The organism is Paenibacillus sp. FSL L8-0333 (genome assembly GCF_037965665.1).
Lineage (GTDB): Bacteria > Bacillota > Bacilli > Paenibacillales > Paenibacillaceae > Paenibacillus_AQ > Paenibacillus_AQ odorifer.
Genome location: NZ_CP150186.1, coordinates 1,572,125 through 1,588,007 on the forward strand (window position 1 = coordinate 1,572,125; position 15,883 = coordinate 1,588,007).

At 42.1% G+C, this 15,883-nt stretch carries 11 protein-coding genes and 3 pseudogenes; 11 read left to right on the top strand and 3 right to left on the bottom strand.

Annotation, left to right across the window (positions count from 1 at the left end):
* Positions 1–18 precede the first annotated feature (18 nt).
* The 3 genes from NYE72_RS06900 to sigK (NYE72_RS06910) all read left to right on the top strand — a co-directional run bounded on the left by NYE72_RS06900 (position 19) and on the right by sigK (NYE72_RS06910) (position 3,933).
* On the top strand, positions 19–1,155 hold the full coding sequence (locus NYE72_RS06900) for a glycoside hydrolase family 88 protein (RefSeq protein WP_038569285.1): 1,137 nt from the start codon (positions 19–21) through the stop codon (positions 1,153–1,155).
* 10 nt (positions 1,156–1,165) lie between these two features.
* The gene (locus NYE72_RS06905; protein WP_076178991.1) at positions 1,166–3,025 is read left to right on the top strand and encodes a DUF2264 domain-containing protein; all 1,860 of its coding nucleotides are present in this window, start codon (positions 1,166–1,168) and stop codon (positions 3,023–3,025) included.
* A gap of 206 nt (positions 3,026–3,231) precedes the next feature.
* The gene (sigK, locus tag NYE72_RS06910) at positions 3,232–3,933 is read left to right on the top strand and encodes an RNA polymerase sporulation sigma factor SigK (RefSeq protein ID WP_036675850.1); all 702 of its coding nucleotides are present in this window, start codon (positions 3,232–3,234) and stop codon (positions 3,931–3,933) included.
* 219 nt (positions 3,934–4,152) lie between these two features.
* Here sigK (NYE72_RS06910) and NYE72_RS06915 read toward each other — a convergent pair whose 3' ends face one another.
* Entirely contained in the window at positions 4,153–7,311 is a 3,159-nt protein-coding gene (locus NYE72_RS06915; protein WP_081383551.1) for an amidase family protein, read from the bottom strand.
* A gap of 909 nt (positions 7,312–8,220) precedes the next feature.
* Between NYE72_RS06915 and sigK (NYE72_RS06920) the strand changes: the two are divergent.
* Positions 8,221–8,733: pseudogene (gene sigK / locus NYE72_RS06920) on the top strand (RNA polymerase sporulation sigma factor SigK); the annotation flags it as partial.
* 392 nt (positions 8,734–9,125) lie between these two features.
* On the opposite strand, the gene NYE72_RS06925 reads toward sigK (NYE72_RS06920), so the two are convergent.
* A complete protein-coding gene (locus NYE72_RS06925; protein WP_076098918.1) occupies positions 9,126–10,091 on the bottom strand; it encodes a nitronate monooxygenase in 966 nt (321 codons plus the stop codon).
* 309 nt (positions 10,092–10,400) lie between these two features.
* Here NYE72_RS06925 and NYE72_RS06930 point away from each other — a divergent pair.
* The 7 genes and pseudogenes from NYE72_RS06930 to NYE72_RS06960 all read left to right on the top strand — a co-directional run.
* Positions 10,401–10,589, top strand: a pseudogene (locus NYE72_RS06930) (sigma factor); the annotation flags it as partial.
* 204 nt (positions 10,590–10,793) lie between these two features.
* Positions 10,794–10,946 (top strand): hypothetical protein, encoded by a 153-nt coding sequence (locus NYE72_RS06935; protein WP_179087385.1) that lies wholly within the window; start codon positions 10,794–10,796, stop codon positions 10,944–10,946.
* Between the two features lie 339 nt (positions 10,947–11,285).
* Positions 11,286–11,693 (top strand): toxin C-terminal domain-containing protein, encoded by a 408-nt coding sequence (locus tag NYE72_RS06940; RefSeq protein WP_076297792.1) that lies wholly within the window; start codon positions 11,286–11,288, stop codon positions 11,691–11,693.
* 1 nt (position 11,694) lies between these two features.
* Complete coding sequence (locus NYE72_RS06945; protein WP_036675845.1) at positions 11,695–12,222, top strand: hypothetical protein; 528 nt, start codon at positions 11,695–11,697, stop codon at positions 12,220–12,222.
* Between the two features lie 948 nt (positions 12,223–13,170).
* Complete coding sequence (locus NYE72_RS06950) at positions 13,171–13,446, top strand: DUF5071 domain-containing protein (protein WP_076178993.1); 276 nt, start codon at positions 13,171–13,173, stop codon at positions 13,444–13,446.
* On the top strand, positions 13,382–13,990 hold the full coding sequence (locus NYE72_RS06955; protein ID WP_143766842.1) for a DUF5071 domain-containing protein: 609 nt from the start codon (positions 13,382–13,384) through the stop codon (positions 13,988–13,990). The genes NYE72_RS06950 and NYE72_RS06955 overlap by 65 nt, the downstream gene beginning before the upstream one ends.
* Before the next feature lie 101 nt (positions 13,991–14,091).
* Positions 14,092–14,247, top strand: a pseudogene (locus tag NYE72_RS06960) (sigma factor-like helix-turn-helix DNA-binding protein); the annotation flags it as partial.
* A 470-nt stretch (positions 14,248–14,717) separates the two neighbouring features.
* On the opposite strand, the gene NYE72_RS06965 reads toward NYE72_RS06960, so the two are convergent.
* Positions 14,718–15,767, bottom strand: a complete 1,050-nt coding sequence (locus NYE72_RS06965; protein ID WP_076178994.1) for a LacI family DNA-binding transcriptional regulator — start codon at positions 15,765–15,767, stop codon at positions 14,718–14,720.
* Between the last annotated feature and the right edge of the window lie 116 nt (positions 15,768–15,883).

Sequence of the window (15,883 nt, forward strand, 5' to 3'; positions counted from 1 at the left end):
AATAAAGGCGGGATTTAGATGAGTAGATTAGTAAAGCAAGCTTGGGTAGACGAGGCTTGGGGCAAAGCCTTGGAGAAGACTAGAACGAACAGCCGGAGAATCGGTGCAGAATTCCCCCATGCGAGTCAAGGCGGCAAATACGTGCTTGAAGCACCAAACTGGTGGACAGCCGGCTTTTGGCCGGGAATGCTCTGGCAGCTCTATGCTGAGAGTGGTGATGAGGATTTGAAAGCGGTTGCTGAGCGGTGTGAGGAACGGCTTGACGAGGTGCTGGATGGTTATGTGAAGCTGGACCATGACCTAGGCTTTATGTGGCTGTTGACCAGTGTTGCGAACTACAAGCTCACGGGCAGAGAGGCATCACGAGTCCGGGCGTTGAAGGCAGCTAACTATCTGGCGGCCCGCTTCAATCTGAAAGGAAGCTACATCCGGGCCTGGAATCCATGGAGTGAAGGCGAGGATAACAGTGGGGTAGCCATTATCGATTGCTGCATGAATACCAGCCTGCTTTTTTGGGCCTCCGAAGTAACAGGGGATCCACGTTATCGACATATCGCTGAGGCGCATATGGATACGGTGCTGGAGCACTTCATCCGGCCGGATGGTTCGGTTTATCACATCGTCAACTTCAACCCGGAATCGGGCGAAGTGGTTGAGAAGCTTGGCGGGCAAGGTTATGCGCCTGAGTCGGCTTGGTCGCGCGGGGCGGCCTGGGCACTCTACGGACTGTCATTGGCCTATCATCATACGGGCAAGCAGAGTTATCTCAATACAGCCAAGCAGGTTGCGCATTTTTTCTTGACCCGTCTGCCCGAAGATCATGTTCCACATTGGGATTTTCGTGCTCCCGGTGAAGTTGGGGAGATTCGGGATAGCTCTGCTGGTGCCTGTGCAGCGAGTGGCTTGCTGTTGTTAGCTAGCCAAGTAGATGACTCGGAGGCGCATGTATATCAGAACGGGGCTATAAGAATTACAGAATCCCTTTATAGGAATTATGGAACTTGGGACAATGCAGAAGAAGAAGGATTGCTGCTTCATGGTACGAGTAACTATCCTGAGAATCGGAATATAGATGTTCCGCTTATCTATGGTGATTTCTTCTATGTCGAAGCGCTAGCCCGGCTAAAAGAAGCCGGACCGTTCTACTGGGAATAGGGGGCACATAATGCAGACTGAGAAGACATTTACGACTATTGCTAAAAATCCGCTAAAGACCCGGGAGGATCTGATCTCTGCTCTTGAACAGCTTACAGATCCGCTTCGGCCGCTCTACAGCAGAGGCGGTGCACGGCTGGCAATCGGCGGAACAGGAGCGAGCTATCCGGCTGCAACTGCAGAAATGGAAGGTTTCTCCCGGGTATTGTGGGGCTTAGTGCCCCTGCTCATGGGAGGCGGTGAAAGCGGGCTTTGGGATACTGTGCTGGATGGCATACGCCACGGCACGGATCCTGCCCATGAAGAATACTGGGGTGTAGTTCAAGATTATGACCAGCGTCTGGTAGAGATGGCGGTCTTCGGTTTCGCCTTAGCCGCCATTCCTGAACAGATCTGGTCACCACTTACCCAGAAGGAACAGGAGCAATTGTACAGTTGGCTGAATCAGATTAATTCCCATCCTTGCTATGACTGCAACTGGCTGTTCTTCAACGTGCTGGTTAATGTCGGATTCCGCAGAGTCGGCCGTCCCTACGACGCGGAGCAGCTGGAGAACAATCTGAAGCGAATGGATGATTTCTATCTGGGTGATGGCTGGTACAGCGATGGAATTAACGGGCATAGCGATTATTATGTTCCTTTTGCCATCCATTACTATGCGCTACTGTACGCGAAGCTGATGGAACAGGAGGACCCGGAACGTTCACAGGTGTTCAAAGAACGGGCCCGGCTTTTTGCCACCGAATTGTTGGGCTGGTTCGCTCCGGACGGATCTGCCCTTCCTTATGGAAGGAGCTTAAGCTACCGTTTTGCCCAGTCTGCTTTCTGGAGCGCACTCGTCTATGCAGGCGTTGAAGTATTCCCTGTAGGTGTGGTCAAAGGATTAGTACTGCGCAATTTGCGCTGGTGGTTCAGCCAGCCGATCTTTGATGCCGGAGGCGTTCTGACGATTGGTTATACCTACCCCAACTTGGTCATGGCGGAGAATTATAATGCTCCCGGTTCCCCCTACTGGGCGTTAAAGACATTCCTGCCATTGGCTCTCAGCGCGGAGCATCCATTCTGGAAGGAAGAAGAACTGCCGCTGCCGGATATTCCTGCAGTTATAGTCCAGAAGCCGGCGCATCTTGTCATTGTCCGCGAACCTGCTTCCGGCCATGTGGCTGCCTTCAACAGCGGTCATCTATATACGAATGAGCATACCCATACGTCTGCCAAGTATGAGAAGTTCGTTTACTCAACAGGCTTCGGGTTCAGTGTACCCCGCTCCGAATGGGGATTGTCTCAAGGGGCATTTGATTCCATGCTCGCTCTGAGTGAGAGCGGGGACAACTTGTATCGGGTCAGACGGCGGAATATGGAGTCAAGAATTGTGGATAATGTGCTGCACTCCGTCTGGAAGCCATGGACTAATGTTGAGGTTCGGACCTGGATCGTTGCTGGGCTGCCCTGGCATATTCGGATACACCGGATCGAGACCGGACGACCGTTGGACGCCGCAGAGGGCGGCTTCGCGCTTGGTCAGGAAGTGGGGGTGGAACAGCAGATCGGTCTTACAACCGCGGCAGTATCTACAGCATGGGGAATAAGCGGAGTCAAGGGGTTGATCGGCTACGAAAAGGCTGAGCTAATTTGGCCTAATGCCAACACAAACCTGCTTCATCCCCGGACTGTTTTGCCTACACTGACGACTTTCCTTGAGTCTGGAATCCACTGGCTGGCTTCGGCTGTATACGGTGATCCGTCCGGAGATTCTTGCGGCGGTATTATAGAACAATCACCTGAGTCTATTTTGAAGGTTACTTTTGATAAGGACATCATAAAGGTTTTTACGTCTAGTGAAGCGGAAGTTATTATCAAAAGAGAGTGAGAATTACCGCTAACAACATCGTGTTAAAAGACAAGTGAATGAGTAGAGTATGACTGATTTCTCGTATAAAAAATAAATTTCTGTGGTTGTACAATTTCCCCCGTACAGGCACTTCTAGGCGCACGCCCACATACAATAAGGATGACCATGAACCCGTAAGGCAAACAGATCGGTTTCATTGTACAAGTGCGGGAGGTGTCGCCAAGTTGCCTGGATTCTTAAGCACGATTGCGTTGCTGATCAAAGAACTGACGCTGCTGGTATCATACGTAAGGAATAATGCATTTCCACAACCGCTCTCGGAGCAGGAGGAAAGCCGATACTTAGGGATGATGGCTGAGGGAGATGCCAAGGCCCGCAATTTGTTGATTGAGCATAATTTGCGGCTCGTTGCCCATATAGTGAAAAAATTCGATAATACCGGAGAAGATATGGAGGATCTGATCTCCATCGGCACGATCGGCTTGATTAAAGCTATCGAGAGCTACCGCCCGAACAAAGGCACAAAGCTGGCCACTTTTGCTGCCCGTTGTATCGAAAACGAGATTCTGATGCACCTAAGATCCTTGAAGAAGACTCGTAAAGACGTATCTCTCCACGATCCGATTGGGACAGACAAGGAAGGTAATGAAATTACACTCATTGATATCCTCGGTTCGGAAGCGGATGATGTCATTAAAGAAGTAGATCTGAAGATTGAGAAGAGCAAGATTTATCGCAATCTCGATATTTTGGATGATCGGGAGAAAGAAGTTGTGGTGGGTCGTTTTGGATTGGACACGGGTGGGGAGGAACGAACACAGCGGGAGATTGCCAAGGAGCTTGGAATCTCGCGGAGTTATGTTTCGCGGATAGAGAAAAGGGCGCTGATGAAGCTGTATCATGAGTTTTATAAGGCTAAGCGGTGAGACTGATGACAATTACACAGTAATAATCTATTAATAATAAAACTTAAAAAACGACTTGTCTACGGATGAGTCGTTTTTTGTGTGGATAGGGTTCGCCCTACTTATGATACGGTTCATCGCACCATCTGTAACGGCAAGTTATAAGGCCATCCCTTTCGGGATGGCCCTTCCTGTAAACATGGTTACTCAAGTACTCTGTCATTTATAATTGAACTTATTTTAATTATTAGTTTCTAGTAATCTGGATACAATAGTTGCAAACTCAGCTCTAGTAATATCTTTTTCAGGCTTAAATGTACTGTCTGCGTACCCTGTAATAATATTATTGGATGCGAGTGCGTCGATGGAATCATAATACCATGCATTTCTTGTAACATCTTTGAATGATGTGTTTCCAGTACCAGTTAGCTTAAAGGCTCGAGTGATTAGTGCCGCTAATTCACTACGGCTAATCTTCTCATCTGGACGGAAGCTTCCGTCGCTATATCCGTTCATCAAGCCTGATCCGGCTGCTGCACCGATAAACTTATTCGCCCAATGAGTTGGAGATACATCTATAAAGTTACTTTCTTGTCCTTCAAGTCCCATGTAAGTTGCAATTACTATAATTGCTTCGGCACGAGTCAAACCTGAATTTGGACGGAATGTTCCATCGGAATAACCGGTCAATAATCCCTTAGCAATTAGTGCGTCAATGCTTGCTTTTGCCCAATGATTCATTGTATCTACAAAACTAACAACTTTCGGCTTATCTGCTGGTGTTATTGTTTCTGCAGGTGCCGGTGTTTCTATAGGCGTTGTTATTGCTGGAGGTGTCACTGTACCTCCTCCAGTATTTGGATGGGTTGGTCCATTATCTGTGTTTGGATCAGGATTAGTAGAGTTTGAAACGTATTGAAGTGCTGGAGCAAATGTTGTAAGTAGTCTAGCTTGACTTTGTTGCTCAAGAGCGTAGCTCATGCCTAAAACTTTTGCATCGTCCCATGCTCTACCAACCAGTTGCATAGAGATAGAATATCCGCTGTCATTCGTTCCTACAGGAACAACTACCGTAGGTAGTCCCATAGTAGAGGTTAATACGCCTGTGTTACGGTCTGAACTTAATTGAGAAGCTGCTGCGTCATTGTTATATACGTCGCTAATAAAACCTGCATAAACAACAGCATCAACACCATTCGCGTCCATCCATCCTTTGATAACTTCCTTATAGTCAGTTCTATACTTAATGTAATCTTGTACAGCCTGTTCAGTCATGCGAGTTGGGGTACTATATCCTCTTTGGTTATAGATAAGCACTTTATCTGAAGCTAGTACACTTGCTCCATCAATATAAGGGAAGTCCTTATGCAACTCAATATAACGTGCCCAACCTTCAGTAGATCCATTAATACCTGAAGGACGACTAGGGCCTGATGGTACAGCTGACATTTCAACCATAGTCGCACCCGCTGCTTGAAGCTCTGAGAACTTATCCATCACTGCCTGTCCAGTATCATCATCAGCATATGCAGATACAAAGGATGCAGGAATGTATCCAATTTTCTTTCCTTTCAATGCATTAGCATCCAGAGATTCCTTCCAATCCACTGGACGCTTATGATCTGCATCAGCAGTGACTGTGAAAATATCCTGTGGGTCCGTACCCGTTGTAGCATTCAATATAATGGCTAGGTCAGTTACTGTTTTGGCAATGGGACCTGCATAATCTTGTCCCCAAGTGAGTGGCAGTACACCTGTAGTACTTGCCATACCGTCTGTACCCCGGAAGCTTTTTAAGCTAGCGCCTGTAGTTGGTGCATATAGAGATACCCCTGTTTGCGATCCCATTGCTGCTGCTGCAAAATCAGCTGCAACAGATACTGCAGACCCGCCGCTTGAGCCAAAAGATGTTTTCGATGGATAGAGTGCATTCCATGTTTGCTGCCAGCCGCTTTCACTAAAGCTTCCGCTGTTAGCAAACTCAGAAGTGTTTACTTTACCAATAATTACAGCTCCAGCTTCCCGCAGTTTTTTCACTTGGAATGCATCAGAATCAGGCTGCCAGCCTTCAAGAGCTTTACTGCCACCGGTAGTAGGCATATCCTTTGTATCATAAATATCTTTTATCGCAATTGGAATACCCAATAAATCACCTTTTACACCTTGTGCACGGGCATCGTCAGCAGCTTTTGCTTGGTTAAGCGCAGTTTCAGATACATGCAGGAATGCATGGAATCCCAATTGTCCCTCATCGTATACCTTGATTCTATCTAAATAGGCTTGAGTAATTTGTACAGAAGTAGTTTTGCCATTAATCATATCCTGCTGCATTTCTGCAATGGATTTATTCTTAACATCATACGGCGATGAAGTTACTAATTCTTTAGGTGCAGGAGCATTTGGAATAACCAGATGATCTCCAGTATCAAGTCCCTCTATAGCAGATATATCCCAGTTGCTAATTGAACGAATTTGTGCGTTTGTTAATCCGGTTACGTCTAGCAGACTATTAAGTCCATCTAGACTAGCAACCAGATTTTTTAATCCTTCTTCACCAGCTTCTCCAACTTGTACATAATTTACTAGGGACTTCGACTCACCCGGCCTAATATTTAATGTGTTAATGAACCCATAGAAATTCGCTTCATTTCCATGCTCAGCTAAGGGTATTGTGAATGGATCCTGTTGCTGATTACCTAGACCGGTTAATCCATTATCAAACGGCTTTGGAGATCCCACTGCAACGCCTAACGGCTTATTGTTTTTGGCGCTACTATCTACAACAATCCATGAATCATCTGTAGTTACCTTTAGATCGCCTGAATAGGTTGCCTTAACTACTGAAGCATTTGTTGTTGTACCATATCCTAAAGAGCCACCGAATGATACATCAACTTTTATTGCCACATCATTTTTATTAGTGAAAGTATCAAAGAATCTCGTTCGATTATGAATAGTATCCACATACACCTCACGTGTTACAGTTACATTTCCTAGATTTACAGATTGAGCCGAAGTAAACTTATTAACGCCGTCATATTTCAAGTCAAACCCACGCATCATTTGACCATTCATCAGTGGAGCTGAAGGCGAGGACACTTTAACAAAGATATTGCCGAAACCTTGTACTTGTGTAGCACCAACTGTACGTAAACTTCCTGTGTCTAAGCTAGGAGCAAAGACATCGTGAATCTCCCATACTGTGCCACTTTCTGAAGTAACTCTAGTTAAAGCGTCAGCTGTTTGGAACGGAATTACACTCGTAGCAATAACAGATAACACAATTGAAGTAGCTATAAATTGCTTTTTACTCCAATTTTTTTTTGCTGGTGAATATTCAGATCGGGTGGAACCAGAATGCTCTCTTTTAGTTTCACGTAGACGTTTGAACTTATTCATGTGCGTAATCTCCTTTTCCTGTATGTATTTTATTATTTAATGTTAGGAAATATAACACTAGTATTTGTTTCAGTCAATGAATATTATGAATTTAATATATTTTAAGTTTGTAAAAAGAAAAAAATAGCTCTTTTAATTATATAATGTAATGTATATGTAAACTATTGCGTTAAATATATTACATTTTATGATAGTTTTTGGAGAATCCATAGGATATTGAGTATCATCATCCAGCTGCATCACCAAAAACCTTGAATTTTACTTAACTTTATGTGAATTTGACGAAATGAAAAAGAAAAGGAATAGCTAAAAATTAACGGAGAATATTATGTTTTTCATTTCATGAAAGTGGAAGATTGAAGATTCTATATCGGAGCATGGCATAAGGCAGAATCACTGATGATTCCAGATGCATAGCCGCAAGATCACTAATGGGCATCCTGAAAAGAGTAAAGTATCTGCTGGGAAAGAAGCCATAAGAATAGCCAGGTAGTGTATCTGGAATAAGTGAGATTTCATTGTGGAAACCCTTTAGCGGGTGGTAACGTTATAAGGCAGATGAGGATGCAAAGGAACAAGGCTTTGAAATTATTGTGTTTTATATGGGACTAGCAGATGTTCGGCTAAATATTGAATGTATTGCTCTACGTGTGAAAAACGGTGGCTATCATATTGAAACCGAGGATATTGTTAGACGCAATTTAACAAGTATGAATATTCTGATATCTCACTTAGAGTTGATTGATCAAGTAAAGCGTTATTTAAATGGATTACCAGGATGTACACAAGAAATCAATCGGAAACTACAAATTAAATATAATATGCAAAAGGAAACCAATTCGAATCAGAATCGATCGTAATTGGTTTATTTTTTTGACCTCACATCGTTGTCCATAACCTTAAGAAATCGATAATACTGTGGAAGACATGGAGGATTTGATCTCCATCGGCACTATCTGTCAAATTAAAGCTATTGAGAGCTATCGTCCAAACAAAGGAAGCAAACTAGCCACATTTGCAGCACGTTGTATTGAAAACGAAATTCTGATGCACCTGCGTTCGCTCAAGAAAACACGTAAAGACGTATCCCTGCATGATCCAATTGGGACGGACAAAGAAGGTAATGAAATTACACTTATCGATATCCTTGGCTCCGAAGCTGATGATGTCATTAAAGAAGTCGATCTGAAGATCGAAAAGAGTAAGATATATCGTAACCTTGATATTCTGGATGACCGGGAAAAAGAAGTTGTGGTTGGGCGGTTTGGATTGGATACAGGTGGGGAAGAGCGGGCGCAGCGGGAGATTGCCAAAGAGCTGGGGATCTCGCGGAGTTATGTTTCGAGGATAGAGAAGAGGGCGCTCATGAAGCTTTATCATGAGTTTTATAGGCTAAGCGGTAAACTCATAATCACAAGGTAGTATCCGTTAACCGGCATACATAGAAAGCTTCAAGGACCATATTAGAATTTTTTAGAGAAGATATAGTTCAGCGAATTTTTGTATTAAACCAACTCATAAAAATACATGAGAAAGGGAGAGGGCAAATTGTTAAGTGGTGCTCTGAAGAGTACATATATCCAGTCATCTTTTGCGATTATCCTGGGTATTGGGCATATTGCATTTTGGCTGTGAAGATATTTAGCTGTTGTTGCAATTAAAAAGAAAGGTACGGAAATCTTTAGTTAAATACAACACAAAAGCTTATTAAATATAACTAAATTTGAGTATCAAGCGAAATGAAAAACCACTTATGCTCGGAAATCCCAAGCTTGCTTAAGTGGTTAATCGTGCTTTTGAATCTTATAACAACCTTAAGTTGTCGGGTTCAATGCCCCTTGATACTCATCCATTAAATTGTCGATAATCTGCTGTACGGACAAAATCTCTTTAATCTCATGAACTCTGGACCCAGCAAAAACCAATCCGTTCTTAACATCTCCTCTAAGGGAAGTGAGCAGGGATTCCATTGTACAGAAGCGATGTGAACAAACCTTTAGACAATTATAGCATTTGACTATCTTTAATTTGGCATCATTACTGATCCGGTCCGTAAATTCATTCCGAATCGCTCTACCTTCTAGACCCACAGTAGACTTGATTAGGACAGTATCTCCTTGCTGAGCATCTACATACTTTTGCTTGAAGGCTAAGGGAGCATCACACTCAAGGCTAGCCACAAAACGGGTACCCATTTGAACACCAGATGCGCCGATCCGAAGGGCTTTTGCGATATCATCCCCTGTTAGAATTCCACCCGCAGCAATAACAGGAATCGAAACGGCCTCTAAGACTTCAGGAAGGATATCAAACATGGATCTGTCTGTACCTAAATGGCCTCCAGCTTCGAACCCTTCCACAACGACTGCGGAGGCACCAAGTCTTTCGGAAATTCGGGCTAATTTGGCGGATGAAACAATAGTTACGACAGGAGTACCATATTCTTTACCCCAAGCATAAATATCTCTAGAAATTCCGGCTCCGGAAATAATAAAGTCAACCTTTTCCTCCAAAGCAATCTTCATTTTTTCGGCAAAGTCCTTCACTGCGAATAGTACATTCACACCGATGTAGCCATTCCCTTTAGAGAGTTCTCTTGTTTTGCGAATATGCATTCTCAGCTCATCAGGAGTGATCCCTGTACCAGAGATGGTGCCGATCCCGCCTGCATTGGCTACAGCAGCGGCTAGTCCACTTAAGGATATGCCTACACCCATTCCACCTTGAATAACAGGAACTCTCGATTTAATATGTCCGAATTGGATTGTTGGAAGTTTCAATTACACACCTCTTTTGCAAGTTGTTGACATTATTAATACTCCTCTAGAGTAATAAGATATATCGTAACACAGCTAATTCTTTCCCGGATGTGACTGTAAACATGCTCAAACTATGTTAAATATCATGTCTTTCAACTGTTTTCTTTAAGTTGTTGATATCAAGTGAAAATTTAAGAAAACGAAGTGACTATTAAAAAAAGGACAATGAATAACAAAAAAAGAGCCATCCATCCGGTAAAACCTTCATACTTCTATCAACGCTTTTCTATCAAGAAAGTGGATTTTGACATCGTATCGTGTCCACAACCTCAAAAATTCGATAATGCCGGAGAAGACATGGAGGACTTAATCTCCATCGGAACCATTGGCTTGATTAAAGCCATTGAGAGCTATCGTCCGAACAAAGGAACCAAACTGGCCACATTTGCAGCACGTTGTATTGAAAACGAAATCCTAATGCACCTTAGATCCTTAAAGAAAACGCGGAAAGACGTATCCCGCGGCTGTCCTCGCAGTGGGCGCCATCCAGTTTTCCGCTGGCGAGAGGCTTGGCGTATTTCACTGTTCAGCGAATACGGGTCAGAACACTGGCTTGCAAGCAAGCTTGTTGCTGTTAGTCTGGCAATAGTGCTTGGTGTTATTACAAGTATTTTGCTGTGCCATCGGCATTATTACAAGCAATATGGATAGGAGGGAAGAGTGGTGCGAGGAGCTGAGTTAAAACTTACCGCGGTTGAACTTCTTGCAGATAATGGTCACCTGCTGCTAGGGAATGTGAATCTGGCTTTGCCGCCAGGCTGGTATGGTCTGGAGGGAGCCAATGGCAGCGGAGAACAGCATTGCTCAAAGCGATAGCTGGCCTCGGCCTCTAACTGGCGGGCAATGGAGACTTTTCTACCCTTATTATTTGCAAAATAATGTATAGGGCGGTTTTTAAATGAGGATACGTATGAAGGGCAGATTGATAATCCGCTGACACTGAATTTGTATACGTATGTGGAGAACAATCCGTTAACTCATGTCGATCCAACAGGACACTATACTGAGAACCAAGTGGATTTGATGCTTACAACAGCTTGAATTTCTGGGAGTAAATCACAACTCTATTGGGATATTCGTAGCGATCTTGGTTCATCAAAACCTATTCAATATTTAGATGAAAAGGGCAGAAAGCAATGGCTGAATCTCTTTAATATGGCTACATCAGCTGAAAGTAGCAAGGAACAGGTTACATCGGCAAAGAATCAATTAATGAGAGATTATGGAAGAGTCCAAGCTATGGACGATGCTATGCTTGGCGCTGCTTTAAGTCTATTTGCCGGTGGAAGTAAAGATAAAGTTCTAAAAACTCAAGTAAGCGGTAAAGCCTTAAGATTAATAAATAAAGAAACAGATATGTTAGCGGAATATTTGGGTTTTACAAAGACGAAATTAAAAATTAAGGATAAACCAGTGTATAAAAATGGTAAACTCTATATTGTCCAAGATCTTGATTCGCATATCGAAGGTATATGGAAAATGGCTACAAAACCAGAATATTTAGCTAGTAAAGATACTCGTTTGGGTACTTATGATGCGTTATTAAATAGGATTGGAGATTGAAATGTACAAATTCTTTTGGAGGATTACTAAATTTGACCCAACTAATCGTATAAAAGGAGTGTATAAAAATGAAGAATGGACTTCAATAAGTGAAGTGGGAAGAGTATTTTCAGCTGAGAAATTCCTGTTAGAACATTATTTGGAAACTGAATCATTATATATAACGGCTATAAATTTAATAATGAATGAGAATAACTTAAACACAATTCAAGTAGTAGATCTAGAAAAATATTATTTTGACGTGGAGAAAGCTGAATTCCGTGACATCTACACTGACGAGATGAAAAGTGTTTATAACAGTGTGAAAAACGGCGACTATATCTCTATGTATGAATTGAAATTACTTTCTCAATTAATTTTAAGAGAAAAGATTTGGTGTAAATTTCAAAGTAGGGAGATGTTTGTTCACTTTGGTTTTGATTATTACATGTATATTGGGAGTGTGAAGGAATGTAAAGATTCTTTAATAAAGATCAGTAGTTCAGGTTTATTTGTTGAGAGTTTTGAATCACCTTATTTGGAAGAATAGTAGTGCTTTAGCCACATACGAGTGTAATAACTCTATGTGGCTTATTTTTTGTAATTTAGCATTTGACATTCTGAGTATGGCGGTTGTTGAGATTATAGTTATGATGCTCTAAATCGTCTAACCTCCGTCTACGATGCATTAAAGCACACACGCTTTACGTACGATGGGAATGGTCAACTTGCGAAAGTCACAGTGCAAGATAAAGGTGGAACGGAGTTTTGGAAATACAGTTAATAAAATTATTAGAGAGACAGCAAAAGCGCAGCGTGCAGCTGAAAGATCAAGGAATGTAGCAATTCGTGAGCAATAAAGGAATTTAAGGCTGCAACGTCAATATGAATGTGAGAATGAGAGCATGCCATTAAACAGTCGATACGTGAATAAAAGGCATATGAAAAAGAAGAAAAAGCGCTATACATAGAAGGACGTAAAGAAGAAACTAAAGATAATAATGAAGAAGTTCATTACCGATTAAATGAATTTAAATCCATTATTAGTGAAACGCTCAGCCTTGATGACAAAATTTCTTTCGAATCACTGTACAAGAAGGATGATTATCCCGAGTTTGTTGAACCTTACGTTAAGCCACTTCCGGCTAATCCCTTACCAGTGAGAGAAGGCTTCTTTGCAGGAGTTGCTATGGAAGCCTCTTATGTGGAAAAGGTACTTGGCCTCGGGAAAAGAAGCGCTTCTAAGATCTATTGAAGCAGCGAAGAATGCATACCACTATGCCCTTAATAATCATGAGTCTATTCAAAATAAAATAAATGATTTAATTACGGGAAATACCTTATTTCCGCAAAATATCCATATAAAAACAAATGCTAATAAAGTCCATACTATTTAACAGAAATACTTATGAAAATATCAGTTCCAGTCCAAGTTCAAAAATAGTTTTAAATTTGATTGAAAAAATGAATTTTTTACCAAAAAGGGAGGGAATCAATTATGGGGAATTTACCTCTAAGTAAAATGGATTATGAGAGTATTAAAAAATTAAAGCAATTAAATAAAAATGATCTTTTAGATCTGATTGAAGGGTTATCGATATATTTAAAGGATAGGAATTTTCCTATATTTGAAGATGTTGTGGATTTATTACTTAATTTTAATAAGGAACTTATTCCACTCATCAATAGAATATTCGAAGGGGAGGAAAGTGATTGGAAAATTAAATGTTTTAGAATATTTATTGCCTCAGTTTCCTATTGGAGTTCTTATTGAACTAGAAGTCAGTTTAATCAAGCTTGTTGAAACCCCAACTACATTAGATAGGGAATTAGAAGTTGATATGGCTGCTAAGGAAGTGTTAAAAAAACTCAGGCTTAAGGATGGAGCCGACCCTATCAATATGATTTTAGGTAGGAGGATAAAGATGGAGATCAAAAGATTAATCCCGAAAGATAAAATGGATATCGAGTCAGTAAATAAATTAAAAGCATTGGATATAAATTTAATTAAACCGATTATTCCTGATTTATTAGAGTGGACCGCAGATGCAAATTGGCCTACTTCAAAAGAAATTGGGAAGTTGCTGCTTCCGTTAGGCAGGGAATTAATTCCTCATCTCAGGAAAATTCTCGCTTCTGATGACGACTGTTGGAAATATTCAATACTTGTAAAGTTGGTTATAAATCTACCGAAAACTGTATTATCGGAGATGGAAGCTGACCTTAAAAGATTAGCCTTTAACCCAACTGAACGTGAAAAACAAGAATTAGTCGACGAAGAAGCAGCCGATATTTTATCACTTCTATATCAAATATGAAGAGTACTGAGGAGTGTTTTCCTATATTTCAATATGCAAGGGCACGTTTATTGTTTTATCAATAAATGATACTCTTGTATTTTGAAAATATTCTAGATAATATTGTCTTTGGCCAATTTGGATTGGATACAGGTGGGGAAGAGCGGACGCAGCGGGAGATTGCTAAGGAGTTGGGGATCTCGCGGAGTTATGTTTCGAGGATAGAAAAAAGGGCGCTGATGAAGTTGTATCATGAGTTTTATAAGGCTAAGCGGTAGGGTCTTAGATAATAACTAAATAATCACTATTGAGTGTTTTAGAAGCGACTTGCCAATAAGGGAGTTGCTTTTTTGTTAAGAAAAGTAAAGAGCAGTGAAAGTGATGATATTTCAATGTAGAGACGGACTAATGGGTTTAATAATCAAAGTTTAACAGTCGAACCGAAGGAGATATTAAAGCTCAAAAAGAATGGGGATTAGGCAACTTGTTGATGAGATCTCTAAGAGGATTGTTTAACATAAAAATGGACAGCATGTACTTGCTTTATCAATAATGTGGAATTAACTAGATATATATGTAAAAATAATTAATTTCTTTTATAATGTTCATTTGAGGTAAGAGGTTCGCTTGAGAAGAAATTCAGAAGACCGGTAAGAACAAAGACCAAAAGTATTAATAAAGAATTTATTAGTATTGGAGTTCCCGGAAAAACAACACAAGTCCGGAGAATGAATCCGGATTGTGTCGATTATAAAGGGCTGGATGAATGGAAGCCGCTATAGCTGGTGGAAGACTCACGTATAATCAGCTGAGGCGGAATAATAATTCTGGTAGGTTCTGACTGATCGCCGTTGATTCGTTTGAGCAGCAGCTTGGCAGCCTCGCTTCCCCATTTATCCTGGAATACGGAAACGCTGCTTAGACCAGGCTTGGCAGTCTCCGTTTCCTGTACATTGTCAAAGCCAACGATGGCCATATGTTTCCCAGGCGTACGTCCTTGCAACTGCAGGCCGATCATGGCGCCCAGGGCAATGACATCATTGTTGCAAAAGCAGGCGGTTGGCGGATTGTTTAACTGCATCGCCTCTTGCACAGCGCGGGTGCCGCCGTCACGGTTGATCGGGCTTGTAATGATTAGAGCGGGATCGATCTCCAATCCAAATTGCTGCAGGGCTTGGCAGTAACCGGCAAAACGCTCCTTGTAGGATGTGTTTCCCTGAGGGCTGCCGCCCAGATAAGCGATGCGCCGGTGCCCTTGCTCGATGAGATGGCGCACGGCCATTTCGGCTCCCAGCCGATAATCCGTCCCGACATAGTCGGTATTCACGGTATCAACCTCACGTCCAATCAGCAGCGTGGGGATGTTTAGATTTTGCAATTTGGTGAACAGGGCGGGCGATGTAGAGGCGACAGGAGTCATAATAATGCCGCACACACGGTGCTCAAGCATTGTTTCCAGCACACGCTCCTGCTTTTCGGTTGATTCAAAGCTCATGCCCAGCAGCACATTGAACCGCTGTTCGTATAGAACATGCTCAATATGCGTCAATATATGTGGATAAAACGGATTTTCGATATCAGTGACAATAACGCCTATCGTTGAGGAACGCTGTAATCGAAAGCTGGCGGCTACGCGATCATATACATAGCCGAGCTTTTCCATGGAGTCCAGCACCTTTTTGTGTGTACTAGGTTTAATGGATTTGCTGCCGCGAACGACAAGAGAGGCGGTTGCTCTCGAAACGCCGGCATCCTCGGCAACATCTTGTAGTGTAACTCTTTTTTCTCTAGAAACCACAAACTTATCCTCCTCTCAACTACCTTCCAGTATATCATAATTCATTTGACAGAAAGGTTTAAAAAATAGTGTTGACAGGCTACTGTAGAGCTGATAACATAAATCAAAGTAAACTG

Bases quoted from the DNA above. Each gene is read 5' to 3' on its own strand.
- NYE72_RS06900 (WP_038569285.1), top strand. From the start codon at position 19: ATGAGTAGATTAGTAAAGCAAGCTTGGGTAGACGAGGCTTGGGGCAAA.
- NYE72_RS06905 (WP_076178991.1), top strand. From the start codon at position 1,166: ATGCAGACTGAGAAGACATTTACGACTATTGCTAAAAATCCGCTAAAG.
- NYE72_RS06915 (WP_081383551.1), bottom strand. From the start codon at position 7,311: ATGAATAAGTTCAAACGTCTACGTGAAACTAAAAGAGAGCATTCTGGT.
- NYE72_RS06940 (WP_076297792.1), top strand. From the start codon at position 11,286: ATGGCTACATCAGCTGAAAGTAGCAAGGAACAGGTTACATCGGCAAAG.
- NYE72_RS06945 (WP_036675845.1), top strand. From the start codon at position 11,695: ATGTACAAATTCTTTTGGAGGATTACTAAATTTGACCCAACTAATCGT.
- NYE72_RS06950 (WP_076178993.1), top strand. From the start codon at position 13,171: ATGGGGAATTTACCTCTAAGTAAAATGGATTATGAGAGTATTAAAAAA.